13 protein-coding genes are annotated in these 12,458 nt (G+C 61.4%); 7 read left to right on the top strand and 6 right to left on the bottom strand.

The genetic code is table 11. The features are described 5' to 3' along the window. Positions 1-92 precede the first annotated feature (92 nt). The 7 genes from DXT77_RS23835 to DXT77_RS23800 all read left to right on the top strand — a co-directional run bounded on the left by DXT77_RS23835 (position 93) and on the right by DXT77_RS23800 (position 7,775). Entirely contained in the window at positions 93-1,226 is a 1,134-nt protein-coding gene (locus DXT77_RS23835; protein ID WP_085711176.1) for an ABC transporter substrate-binding protein, read from the top strand. A 145-nt stretch (positions 1,227-1,371) separates the two neighbouring features. Next, positions 1,372-2,286, top strand: coding sequence for a branched-chain amino acid ABC transporter permease (locus DXT77_RS23830; protein ID WP_007950661.1), 915 nt, complete (start codon positions 1,372-1,374; stop codon positions 2,284-2,286). A 3-nt stretch (positions 2,287-2,289) separates the two neighbouring features. Beyond that, entirely contained in the window at positions 2,290-3,591 is a 1,302-nt protein-coding gene (gene livM, locus DXT77_RS23825) for a high-affinity branched-chain amino acid ABC transporter permease LivM (protein WP_085711177.1), read from the top strand. Continuing rightward, complete coding sequence (locus DXT77_RS23820) at positions 3,588-4,460, top strand: ATP-binding cassette domain-containing protein (RefSeq protein ID WP_119429431.1); 873 nt, start codon at positions 3,588-3,590, stop codon at positions 4,458-4,460. The genes livM and DXT77_RS23820 overlap by 4 nt, the downstream gene beginning before the upstream one ends. Next, positions 4,457-5,173, top strand: a complete 717-nt coding sequence (locus tag DXT77_RS23815; RefSeq protein ID WP_064388664.1) for an ABC transporter ATP-binding protein — start codon at positions 4,457-4,459, stop codon at positions 5,171-5,173. Before DXT77_RS23820 ends, DXT77_RS23815 begins: the two co-directional genes overlap by 4 nt. 757 nt (positions 5,174-5,930) lie before the next feature. Then, positions 5,931-6,695, top strand: coding sequence for an SDR family oxidoreductase (locus DXT77_RS23805; RefSeq protein ID WP_119429430.1), 765 nt, complete (start codon positions 5,931-5,933; stop codon positions 6,693-6,695). Between the two features lie 174 nt (positions 6,696-6,869). Further along, a complete protein-coding gene (locus DXT77_RS23800; protein ID WP_119429429.1) occupies positions 6,870-7,775 on the top strand; it encodes a cation diffusion facilitator family transporter in 906 nt (301 codons plus the stop codon). Positions 7,776-7,856: 81 nt separating this feature from the next. On the opposite strand, the gene DXT77_RS23795 is transcribed toward DXT77_RS23800, so the two are convergent. From DXT77_RS23795 to DXT77_RS23770, 6 genes are all read right to left on the bottom strand, one after another. Next, positions 7,857-8,990 carry an AGE family epimerase/isomerase gene (locus DXT77_RS23795; RefSeq protein ID WP_119429428.1) on the bottom strand — a complete coding sequence of 378 codons (1,134 nt, stop codon included), beginning with the start codon at positions 8,988-8,990 and terminating at the stop codon, positions 7,857-7,859. A 100-nt stretch (positions 8,991-9,090) separates the two neighbouring features. After that, entirely contained in the window at positions 9,091-9,663 is a 573-nt protein-coding gene (locus DXT77_RS23790) for a HupE/UreJ family protein (RefSeq protein WP_064379124.1), read from the bottom strand. A gap of 27 nt (positions 9,664-9,690) precedes the next feature. Further along, positions 9,691-10,305, bottom strand: coding sequence for an urease accessory protein UreG (gene ureG, locus DXT77_RS23785; protein WP_007950645.1), 615 nt, complete (start codon positions 10,303-10,305; stop codon positions 9,691-9,693). Between the two features lie 23 nt (positions 10,306-10,328). Further along, complete coding sequence (locus DXT77_RS23780) at positions 10,329-11,003, bottom strand: urease accessory protein UreF (protein WP_119429427.1); 675 nt, start codon at positions 11,001-11,003, stop codon at positions 10,329-10,331. Beyond that, positions 11,000-11,500, bottom strand: a complete 501-nt coding sequence (gene ureE / locus DXT77_RS23775; protein ID WP_119429426.1) for an urease accessory protein UreE — start codon at positions 11,498-11,500, stop codon at positions 11,000-11,002. Before ureE ends, DXT77_RS23780 begins: the two co-directional genes overlap by 4 nt. Before the next feature lie 277 nt (positions 11,501-11,777). Next, complete coding sequence (locus tag DXT77_RS23770) at positions 11,778-12,410, bottom strand: TetR family transcriptional regulator (protein ID WP_119429425.1); 633 nt, start codon at positions 12,408-12,410, stop codon at positions 11,778-11,780. Between the last annotated feature and the right edge of the window lie 48 nt (positions 12,411-12,458).

Below are 12,458 nucleotides of genomic sequence, written 5' to 3'. Positions count from 1 at the left end.
TTGAAGAATAAAAAACCGATGGCACGGCCCTTGCTCTGAGCAATCCAGTGAAGTCGCAGTGCCAACTAAAAAAAACCTTGGAGCACCACCTCATGTCCCAGACGTTTTACAAGAAAGGCTTTCTGGCCCTCGCAGTGGCTACTGCGCTGGGTGTTTCTGCGTTTGCACAAGCTGATGTGAAAATCGGTGTGGCGGGCCCCATGACTGGCGCCAACGCGGCATTTGGCGAGCAGTACATGAAGGGGGCACAAGCGGCGGCCGATGCGGTCAACGCGGCGGGCGGCGTCAACGGGGAGAAAATCGTTCTGGTCAAAGGCGATGACGCCTGCGAACCGAAACAGGCGGTGACGGTCGCCAAGGACCTCACCAACCAGAAAGTCGCCGGTGTGGTCGGCCACTTCTGCTCGTCTTCCACCATTCCTGCGTCGGAGATCTACGACGAAGCCGGCATCATCGCGATCACCCCGGGTTCCACCAACCCGCAAGTGACCGAGCGCGGCCTGAGCGCCATGTTCCGTATGTGCGGCCGTGACGACCAGCAAGGCATCGTTGCCGGCGACTACATCGTCGACGTGCTCAAGGGCAAGAAAGTGGCCGTGCTGCACGACAAGGACACCTACGGTCAGGGCCTGGCCGATGCGACCAAGGCACAGCTGGAAAAACGCGGCGTGAAGCCGGTGCTGTACGAAGGCCTGACCCGTGGCGAGAAAGACTTCAGCGCCGTGGTCACCAAGATCCGCGCGGCCGGTGCCGACGTGGTCTACTTCGGTGGCCTGCACCCGGAAGCCGGTCCACTGGTCAAGCAACTGCGTACCGAAGGCCTGAAAGACGTGAAGTTCATGTCTGACGACGGCATCGTGACCGACGAACTGGTCACCACCGCCGGCGGCCCGCAATACGTTGACGGCGTGCTGATGACCTTCGGCGCCGACCCGCGCCTGCTGCCGGAAAGCAAAACTGTCGTGGATGCCTTCCGCAAGGCCGGTACCGAGCCTGAAGGCTACACCCTGTACGCCTACGCCTCGATCCAGGCCCTGGCCGCCGGCTTCAACGGTGCCAAGTCCAACAAGGGCGAAGACGCTGCCAAGTGGCTGAAAGCCAACCCTGTGAAAACCGTGATGGGCGAGAAGACCTGGGACGCCAAGGGCGACCTGAAAGTCTCCGACTACGTGGTCTACCAGTGGGACGCGACCGGCAAATATCACCAGCTGGAAAAACAGAAGTAAGGGCTGACGCGATCGGCTGACCTCCACAGAACTTCTGTGGGGGCAGTCCGGTCGTGGCTGACACTGCTCCGACGTAAATCTGTATTTTTCCTAGAAGAACCGCGCGCCCCCGGGTGTGCAGGTTCTCACTGCGTGAGATTGCGTTATGGATGGTATTTTCCTGCAGCAACTGGTCAACGGCCTGACCCTCGGGTCGGTCTATGGCCTGATCGCCATCGGCTACACAATGGTCTACGGCATCATCGGCATGATCAACTTCGCCCACGGCGAGGTTTACATGATTTCCGCTTACCTTGCGGCAATCAGTCTGGCTCTGCTGGCTTACTTCGGTATCGAATCCTTCCCGCTGCTGATGCTCGGCACACTGGTCTTCACCATCGTCGTCACGGGGGTGTATGGCTGGGTCATCGAACGCATCGCCTACAAACCACTGCGCAACTCCACCCGACTGGCTCCGCTGATCAGCGCCATCGGTATCTCCCTGATCCTGCAAAACTATGCCCAGATCAGCCAGGGCGCCCGTCAACAGGGTGTTCCGACGCTGCTCACCGGTGCCTGGCGCATCGACGTCGGTTCGGGCTTCGTCCAGCTGACCTACACCAAGATCTTCATTCTCGTCGCGGCATTCGTCGGGATGGGCCTGCTGACCTACGTGATCAAGTACACCAAGCTCGGCCGCATGTGCCGCGCCACCCAGCAAGACCGCAAGATGGCTTCGATCCTGGGGATCAACACCGACCGGGTGATTTCCTATGTGTTCATCATCGGTGCAGCGATGGCGGCCCTGGCCGGCGTGCTGATCACCATGAACTACGGAACGTTCGACTTCTACGCAGGCTTCGTCATCGGCATCAAGGCGTTCACCGCTGCGGTGCTCGGCGGGATCGGCTCGCTGCCTGGCGCCATGTTGGGCGGGATCATCCTCGGGATCTCCGAGTCGCTGTTCTCGGGCCTGGTCAACTCCGACTACAAAGACGTGTTCAGCTTCTCGCTGCTCGTACTTGTTCTGGTCTTCCGGCCTCAGGGCCTGCTGGGCCGTCCTCTTGTGTCGAAGGTGTAAGCGATGTCTTCAACCACTACAAAATCCATTGATGTCAAAAAAAGCCTGGTTGAGGCGATTCTCGCCGGTCTGATCGCCCTGATCGTGTTCGGGCCGATTGTCGGTGTGGTACTCGACGGCTACAGCTTCAACCTCGAAGCGACCCGCGTGGCGTGGATCATTGCCATCGTCATGGCTGGCCGCTTTGCCCTCAGCCTGTTCCTGCAAACCCCCAAGGGCCTGAAAATCCTCGAAGGATTCGAAAGCACCGGTTCCGGCGTGCATGTGCTGCCTGCCGACCACAAGTCCAGGCTGCGCTGGATCATCCCGCTGCTGATCGTGCTGGCCGTGATCGTGCCATTCGTTTCCAACTCCTACCTGCTGGGCGTGGTCATCCTCGGACTGATCTACGTGCTGCTGGGGCTGGGGCTGAATATCGTGGTCGGTCTGGCCGGCCTGCTCGACCTGGGTTACGTGGCGTTCTACGCCATCGGCGCCTACGGTCTGGCGCTCGGTTATCAGTACCTCGGCCTGGGCTTCTGGACGGTGCTACCGCTGGCGGCGATCACCGCTGGCCTTGCCGGTTGCATCCTGGGTTTCCCGGTGCTGCGCCTGCACGGTGACTATCTGGCGATCGTGACCCTCGGTTTCGGTGAAATCATCCGTCTGATCCTCAACAACTGGCTGTCCCTGACTGGCGGTCCGAACGGCATGCCGGCACCTCTGCCGACGTTCTTCGGTCTGGAATTCGGCAAGCGGGCGAAGGATGGCGGGGTTCCGTTCCACGAGTTCTTCGGCATCGCCTACAACCCGGACGTGAAGTATTACTTCATCTACGCGGTGCTGTTCCTGGTGGTGCTGGCCGTACTGTACATCAAGCACCGTCTGGTGAAGATGCCGGTCGGCCGCGCCTGGGAAGCCCTGCGTGAAGACGAAATCGCCTGCCGCTCGATGGGCCTCAACCACGTGCTGGTCAAGCTCTCGGCGTTCACCATCGGTGCGTCCACGGCGGGTCTGGCGGGTGTGTTCTTCGCCACTTACCAAGGCTTCGTCAACCCGACCTCGTTCACCTTCTTCGAATCGGCATTGATCCTCGCCATCGTCGTGCTCGGCGGCATGGGTTCGACCATCGGTGTGGTGATCGCAGCGTTCGTGCTGACCGTCGCCCCGGAACTGCTGCGCGGCTTCGCCGAATACCGCGTGCTGCTGTTCGGGATCCTGATGGTATTGATGATGATCTGGCGACCTCGTGGGCTGATCCGCATCAGCCGTACCGGGGTCACTCCACGCAAAGGTGCCATTCACTATGAGAGGACTGCGCCATGAGTGAAGTCGTACTCTCTGTTGAAAAACTGATGATGCACTTCGGTGGCATCAAGGCCTTGAGCGACGTCAGCCTGAAGGTCAAACGCAACTCGATCTTCGCCCTGATCGGCCCGAACGGCGCCGGCAAGACCACGGTGTTCAACTGCCTGACCGGGTTCTACAAGGCTTCCGGCGGCAAGATCGAACTCAACGTGCGCGGCAAGCAGACCAACGTCATCAAGCTGCTGGGCGAGTCGTTCAAACCGACCGACTTCGTCTCGCCGAAAAACTTCGCCAGTCGCCTGTACTACAAGATGTTCGGCGGCACCCATCTGGTGAACCGCGCGGGCCTGGCCCGGACGTTCCAGAACATTCGCCTGTTCAAGGAAATGTCGGTGCTGGAAAACCTGCTGGTGGCCCAGCACATGTGGGTCAACCGCAACATGCTGGCCGGCATCCTCAACACCAAGGGCTATCGCAAGGCCGAAAGCGATGCGCTGGACTGCGCGTTCTACTGGCTGGAAGTGGTGGATCTGGTGGACTGCGCCAACCGTCTGGCCGGTGAACTGTCCTACGGCCAGCAACGCCGTCTGGAAATCGCCCGGGCCATGTGCACGCGGCCGCAGATCATCTGCCTCGACGAGCCGGCCGCCGGCCTCAACCCTCAGGAAACCGAAGCGCTGAGCGCGATGATCCGGCTGCTGCGCGACGAGCACGATCTGACCGTGGTGCTGATCGAACACGACATGGGCATGGTAATGAGCATTTCCGATCACATCGTGGTGCTGGACCACGGCATCGTCATCGCCGAAGGCGGTCCGGACGATATCCGCCACGATCCGAAGGTGATTGCGGCTTACCTGGGTGCCGACGAAGAGGAAGTCGTATGACGCAACCCATCCTCGAACTCAAGGATCTGGACGTGTTCTACGGCCCGATCCAGGCCCTCAAAGGCGTCTCGCTGCAGATCAACGAAGGGGAAACCGTCAGCCTGATCGGCTCCAACGGTGCGGGCAAGTCGACGCTGCTGATGTCTATCTTCGGCCAGCCACGGGCGGCGGGCGGGCAGATCCTCTATCAGGGCGTGGACATTACCCATAAGTCATCGCATTACATTGCCTCCAACGGCATTGCGCAGTCGCCGGAAGGGCGGCGGGTGTTCCCCGACATGACCGTCGAGGAAAACCTGCTGATGGGCACCATCCCGATTGGCGACAAGTACGCCAAGGAAGACATGCAGCGCATGTTCGAGCTGTTCCCGCGGCTCGAAGAGCGCCGTAACCAGCGCGCAATGACCATGTCCGGCGGCGAGCAGCAGATGCTGGCCATCGCCCGGGCGCTGATGAGCCGTCCCAAGCTGTTGCTGCTGGATGAGCCGAGCCTGGGACTGGCGCCGATCGTGGTGAAACAGATCTTCGCCACCCTGCGGGAACTGGCGAAAACCGGCATGACCATTTTCCTCGTCGAGCAGAACGCCAACCACGCGTTGAAACTGTCCGACCGGGCCTACGTGATGGTCAACGGCGAGATCCGCCTGACGGGCACCGGCAAGGAACTGCTGGTGAACGAGGAGGTGCGTAACGCCTATCTTGGCGGGCACTGAGTTCTCAGGTTTTCCACAGCGATACAGAGCCCCGAGACGCGAGTCCCGGGGCTTTTTTGTATCCAGAATCGATCACGATCCACGCCATTCCCGAAATTGTGGAAAACAAAATCCCCAACCTGCCAAAGCGCGACATATAGACGCTGCAAATCGCTGTTTTTTCACAGTTTTGACTTGTCCCCGTTTGCTGTGGAGCCGGCTGTGAATAACGTGGGAGTAGCTGGCTGAGAACCTTTAAAACCGTGGCTTGCAGGCGTGCGGTTGTTTTTTGATCAGGGCGTTTCCCGGTTGCTGAAGACCTGTTTGTCAACCTTTTTATGACCATGGCAAAACAGGCGAATGCATGTGGGCAAGCCTGTGGATAAGTCTGTGATTAAACTCTGGAAAGACTGCGCCAAGGGCCGTGATTACTGGCCCTGCGCAATCACGGCGATGACTGGCCGGTCGTGCAGAATGCCTTGCCCGGCACAATCGGCGGATCAGGGTCAAGCGAAAAACTTTGCTTTTGCCGCGCAAAGCCTTGTGTGGCGCGGCTCTGCGCGTTTCCACTTGCCCCCGGAAACTGTGGAAGGGCTTGTGGATAACATGCGTGCATGTGGCTACAGGCCACGCTATTCAAGGCGTTGCGAGGGTTGATCAATTTATGAGCAGAAATGCACGCCAGCCGGTGGTTGCTCGTGAATGCCGGGCCGGGCATGCTGCCTGCTGATTTTCTATTCCAATGGCTGCCCCGGGTGGCCGAAGCAAGGAGAACACGATGTCCAACACCCTGTTTATCACCGGCGCGACGTCCGGTTTTGGTGAAGCCTGCGCCCGTCGTTTTGCCGAGGCCGGCTGGAAACTGGTGCTGACCGGTCGTCGTGAAGAACGCCTCAACGCGTTGTGCGCCGAGCTGTCGAAGCTGACCGAAGTGCATGGCCTGGTGCTGGACGTGCGTGATCGCAAGGCGATGGAGGAGGCGATTGCCAACCTGCCGCCGTCCTTCGCCAAACTGCGCGGCCTGATCAATAACGCCGGGCTGGCGCTGGGCGTGGACCCTGCCCCCAAGTGCGACCTCGACGATTGGGACACCATGGTCGACACCAACGTCAAAGGCCTGATGTACAGCACTCGCCTGTTGCTGCCACGCCTGATCGCCCACGGTCGCGGCGCCGGCATCGTCAACCTCGGTTCCATCGCCGGTAACTACCCGTACCCGGGCAGCCACGTTTACGGCGCGACCAAGGCGTTCGTGAAGCAGTTCTCGCTGAACCTGCGTTGCGACTTGCAGGGCACCGGTGTGCGCGTCAGCAACATCGAGCCGGGCCTGTGCGAGAGCGAGTTCTCGCTGGTGCGTTTCGCCGGTGACCAGGCGCGTTACGACGCGACCTACGCCGGTGCCGAGCCGATCCAGCCGCAGGACATCGCCGAAACGATTTTCTGGGTGCTGAATGCGCCGGCGCACATCAACATCAACAGCCTGGAACTGATGCCGGTGAGCCAGACCTGGGCGGGTTTTGCCATCGAGCGCAACAAGGTTTAAGACCGCTTAACGGCCCATCGCCAGCAGGCTGGCTCCCACATTGATTGCATTTTAATGTGGGAGCCAGCCTGCTGGCGAAGAGGGCAAATCGGCCAGAATCTGGCAGTAAGGTAGACTCATCCCTCAACAACCCCACCGCACCCTGCGGTTTTCAAGGTTTTTCGAGGAGTCAAAGTGAGTAACCGAGGTGAGCAGTCGCTGCTCAAACAATCGACCATCCTGATGTTCGCCGTGTCGATCGCCGGGATCGCCACCGGTTTTATTTCGGGTTCCCAGTCCATCCTGTTCGATGGCTTTTTTTCGCTGATTGCAACCTTCATCAAAGTCCTGATGCTGATCACCGCGAAGCTGATCGCCAAGCAAAGCAACCAGCGTTTTCAGTTCGGCTTCTGGCATCTGGAGCCGATGGTGCTGTTGATCGAGGGCAGCTTCCTGCTGCTGATTGCGATCTACGCGTTTCTCAATGGTGTGTTCGGCATCATCAATGGCGGTCGTGAGATCGAACTGGGTCTGGTGATCATCTACGCGGCGGTGTTTACCGTTGTCGAGTTCGCCTACTTTTTCTACGTGCGCCACCGCAATCGCAAGCTCAAGTCGAGCCTGATCCAGTTCGACAACATCAGCTGGCTGGTGGACGCGATGCTCTCCGTAGGCCTGTTGATCAGCTTCCTGGCGGCGCTGCTGCTCAAGTCCCAGGGCTATGGCGAGTGGGCGAAGTTCGTCGATCCGCTGATCCTGATCGTGCTGGCCCTGACCATGTTGCCGCCGGCCTTCAAGATCCTCGGCCCGGCGCTGCGTGATGTGCTCGGCATGGCGCCGGACACGCTGGATGAGCAGGTGCGCGAGGTGATGGAGGCGGCGAAGGTCGAGCATGGTTTCGACGATTACGTGTCCTACGTGCAGAAGCACGGGCGGGCGCGGTTCATCGAGATTCATGTGGTGTTGCCGGCGGATTACCGGTTGCAGAGCGTCGGCGAGCTGGATGTGCTGCGCGAGCAGATTTCCGCGAAGCTGGGCAAACCGGACGCGGCGCGCTGGCTGACCATCAGCTTCACCGGCGACAGGAAGTGGATTGCCTGAGGACCAATCGCCAGCAGGCTGGCCCCACATTGCAATGCAAATCCTGTGGGAGCCAGCCTGCTGGCGATAGCGGATTGTCAGTTAGCGTAGATACTCAGCAAGACCGGCATAGCAGGTCGCCAAGTGATACGGCGTGGTCGACGGCATGTCCTTGCGGCTGACCTCGCCCTGCTCGTCGCGGCATTCATGCCAGCCACCGGCATGCAGGAAGCGCTGCTGCAACGCCTGCAACTGGCGCAGCACGACGGCTTCGCTGCCCGGGCGCAAGGTCAGGGCGCGCAGGTATTCGGCCTGGGCCCAGATGCGCTGGGTCGAATCTTTCGGCCGCCCGTCCATATTCAGATCGAGCATGGCCCGCACGGCACCGGACGATTGCACCACGCCGTACTGCTCGGTGAAGGCAAAGGCCCGGTCCAGCGCGGCATGCAGTTTCGAGCCGCGCAGCAGGGGCGAAGACTCCAGCAGGAAATACCACTCGAACTGATGGCCCGGCTCATACCAGTTATCCACAGCCCCCAGCGGTTTCTCCATCAGCACACCGGCCTGCGGATCGACGAAGTGCTTGTGCATGGCTGTGCATAACTCGCTCAACGCCTGCTGGGTCTGGGGATCTTCGCGCACGGCCAGAGTAGCCAGGAAGGCTTCGGCCAGGTGCATCAGCGGATTTTGCAGCGGGCCGGTTTCCAGGGTGATCCAGTCGCGGTCGAGGCAGGCTTCATAGAGGCCGTCACCGGTGGCGAAACGCCGGCCGATGACTTCCAGCGCAGCGTTCAGGGTCGATTCGACCAAGGGCTCGCGGGACTTTTCCCAGTAATGCGCGCAGGCGAACAGGATGAAGGCGTGGGTGTAGAGATCCTTGCGCTGATCCAGCGGTTTGCCCTGGGGATCGATGCTGTAGAACCAGCCGCCGAACTCGGCATCGTGGAAGTGCCGTTGCAGGGAGCGGAACAACGCGGCCGCGCGGACTTCGGCGTTATCCACAACCCCGATCAGGCTGGAAAACAGGTACAGCTGCCGTGCACAGGCCATGGCCCGATAGCGCTGCGGTGGCAGCGGCTGATGCGCGGCGTCCAGCGCCTCGTAAGGCAGCGCCATGTCAGCGTTCCAGCCCGGTCCCTGCCAGAGGGGCACGATCACGTCCAGAAAGTGCTGTTGCACTTCACCGAACAGGGTGGTCAATTCAGGCAGGGAGGCAGAGCGGGAAGCGTGGGGCATGGGCGGACGTCGTCACGGCAGGGGCGATTGCGCGACATGGTAGCAGAGAGTGGCGATCGATCGTTCCCGCGCCATGCCCGGGAACGATCAGAGGTGCAATTCAGCCGGCCAGCAACCACGCGCCGGTCACCGCCGAAGCGGCTCCGGCCAGGCGCACCAGCGGCGCAGCCGCCTGAGGCAGAAAACGCACGACCGCATAACCCGCCGCGTGCAACGCAGCCGTCGCGACCACGAAACCGGCGGCATACGCCCACGGGCTCGACATGTCCGGCAACTCCAGACCATGGGCCACGCCATGGAACAGCGCAAACAGCGCCGTCGCCGCCACGGCCATCACCAGCGGCGGACGCACCGCCAGCGCAACCGCCAGGCCCAGCGCCAGTACTGAAGCGGCAATACCGCTTTCCAGCGCCGGCAACTCCAGCCCTTCAAAGCCGAGCAGGCCGCCGATCAGCATGGTGCCGACGAAGGTGCACGGCAGCGCCCAGCGTGCCGCGCCTTGCTGCTGCGCCGCCCACAGTCCGACGGCCACCATCGCCAGCAAATGGTCGAGGCCGCCGATCGGGTGGCTGATACCGGCCACCAGGCCAGAGTCGCCGTGGCCAGGGTGAGCGAAGGCCAGTGCCGGTGTCAGCAGGAGTGCGACGGCGCCGAGAATGCGTTTGAGTGTCATGGAGAAGCTTCCTTGTTGATCAGTGAATCAGGCTGCAGTCAGCAGGCCCTGGCGTTCGATGAAGGCAATGATGTCTTCCAGGCCCTGACCGGTTTTCTGGTTGCTGAACACGAACGGCTTGCCGTTGCGCATGCGTTGGGTGTCGCTGTTCATCATCTCCAGCGAGGCGCCGACCAGCGGCGCGAGGTCGATCTTGTTGATCACCAGCAGGTCGGACTTGCAGATGCCGGGCCCGCCCTTGCGCGGCAGCTTGTCGCCGGCAGAAACGTCGATCACGTAGATGGTCAGGTCGGACAGTTCCGGGCTGAAGGTCGCGGAAAGGTTGTCGCCACCGGACTCCACCAGAATCAGGTCCAGCCCCGGAAAGCGCCGGTTCAGTTGATCCACCGCTTCGAGGTTGATCGAGGCGTCTTCGCGGATCGCCGTGTGCGGGCAGCCGCCGGTTTCCACGCCGATGATGCGTTCCGGTGCCAGCGCTTCGTTGCGTACCAGAAAGTCGGCGTCTTCGCGGGTGTAGATGTCGTTGGTGACCACGGCCAGGTTGTAGCGCTCGCGTAGCGCCAGGCACAGGGCCAGGGTCAACGCGGTTTTGCCGGAACCGACCGGGCCGCCGATGCCGACGCGCAGGGGTTGTGTGTTCATGTGATTCTCCAGACTGAAAGGCCCTAGGAACGGAACAGGCGGCTGTACTGGCGCTCATGGGCCATGCACGCCAGGGACAGACCGAACGCGGCGCTGCCGAGGTGTTCGGGATTGATTCGGGTGGCGTCCTGCTGGGCCTGTTGCAGCAGCGGCAGCAGTTCGCTGGTCAGGCGCTGGGCGGCTTGCTGGCCCAGCGGCAGGGTTTTCATCAGCACCGCGAGCTGGTTTTCCAGCCAGCTCCACAGCCAGGCGGCGAGGGCGTCCTGCGGGCTGATTTGCCAGGCGCGGGCCGCCAGCGCCCAGCACAGGGCCAGGTGCGGTTCGGCGCAGTGTTCGAGAAAGTCCCGCGCGGCCTGATCGAGTTCGGGCAAGCCGTTAAGCAATTGCTGCAACGAGTAGCCCATCTGCCGGCTCTCCAGATGCAGCTCGCGGGTTTCGCGGCTGGCGCGGTGGCTTTCGCAGAGCTTGCGCAATTCATCCCAGTGTTCGTTCGCCGCCGCCTGGCAATGGGCGAGCAGCAGCGGCGCTTCGAATCGCGCGAGGTTGAGCAGCAATTGATCGCTGATCCAGCGTCGGGCGCTTTCCGGGCTGTCGACGCGGCCGTTATCCACAGCCATCTCCAGACCCTGGGAATAGCTGTAGCCGCCAATCGGCAGTTGCGGACTGGCCAGGCGCAGCAGCGCCCAGGCCGGGTTCACAAACGGACGCCGAACTGGTGGAGTTTCGGCGCGTAGTTGAAGTCTTCTTCACCGTGCCGCGAATGGTGGTGGCCACCACCGTAGGCGCCGTGTTCCGGCTGGAACGGGGCTTCGATGGATTCGACCTGCGCACCCAGTTGTTCGAGCATGGCTTTGAGCACGTAGTCGTCAAGCAGGCGCAACCAGCCGTCACCGACTTGCAGCGCAACGTGGCGATTGCCCAGGTGATAGGCCGCGCGGGTCAGTTCGAAGGCGTTGGCGCAGGTGACGTGCAACAGTTGCTCGGGGCGGGCGCAGACCCGGACGATCCGGCCATCTTCGGCTTGCAGGTATTCGCCATCATGCAGCGGCGGCTGGCCGCGCTCCAGAAACAGTCCGACGTCTTCACCGTCGGCACTGAAACAGCGCAGACGGCTTTTGCTCCTGGCCTCGAAGGTCAGGTGCAACTCGGCGGCCCAGACGGGTTGGGGGTCGATTCTGCGATGAATCACCAGCATCGGAAAGCTTCCTGCTAAGAACAATGCTCAGGCTAGAGCAAGGGGCTTGCCAATCGGACGAGACGTAGGAAAACCCTGTCGGAGACTAGCGGATGTTTCAAGATGTTGCAGGGTTGTGAGGTGTTTTGGTGCATGAAGTTTTTTACATGCACCAAACAGGAGCCAGTGTGGGAGCGAGCCTGCTCGCGATAGCGTGCGCTCAGTCAGCATCGAGGTGACTGATACACCGCTATCGCGAGCAGGCTCGCTCCCACAGGGTGATTGGGGGGCTGGAGGATTACTCGGTACTGCCGAGCCCTTGCCAGTGCTTCAACCCGATGAAGATGAAGCGCAACTGCTGGGTGATCTTCGCCTGGGGCGTCAGATGTTCGGGCAGGGCTTCGGCCGGCGGGTCGATGATGTCCGGCAGGGTGGCGAACACCGATTTGACGATCAGGTCGGCCATCACGCTCAGTCCCTCGTGATTGAGGTGCTGGAGCTTGGGCATCAGGGCCAGGTCCGCCGCCAGGTCGGAGCTGATGTCCTCCCGCAAACGGCCAATCGCCTGACGTACCGGCAGCGATCCGCCGTACTGCTCGCGGGCCAGGAACAGAAACTGCGAACGGTTGGCACTGACCACGTCGAGGAAGATCCTCACCGAGGCATCGATGATGCCGCCCATGACGAATTCGTTGTGGCGCACCAGGCGGATGGTTTCGCGAAAGGTCTGGCCGACTTCGCTGACCAGTACCAGACCGAGTTCGTCCATGTCGGCGAAATGCCGGTAGAAACCGGTGGGCACGATGCCGGCGGTTTTCGTCACTTCACGCAGGCTCAGGCTGCCGAATCCTCGGCCGCTTTCCATCAAGTGGCGGGCAGCGTCCATCAGGGCGTTGCGGGTCTGTTGTTTCTGTTCGGCGCGGGGCAGCATCGCAAGGGTGTGTTCTTAGGCAAGACAAGCGCCGCACTCTAGCAAATA

This window comes from Pseudomonas sp. 91RF (assembly GCF_003576265.1).
Taxonomy (GTDB): domain Bacteria; phylum Pseudomonadota; class Gammaproteobacteria; order Pseudomonadales; family Pseudomonadaceae; genus Aquipseudomonas; species Aquipseudomonas kribbensis.
The sequence above is the reverse complement of the archived record's forward strand: the minus strand, read 5'-3'. Positions and strand labels throughout refer to the sequence as shown.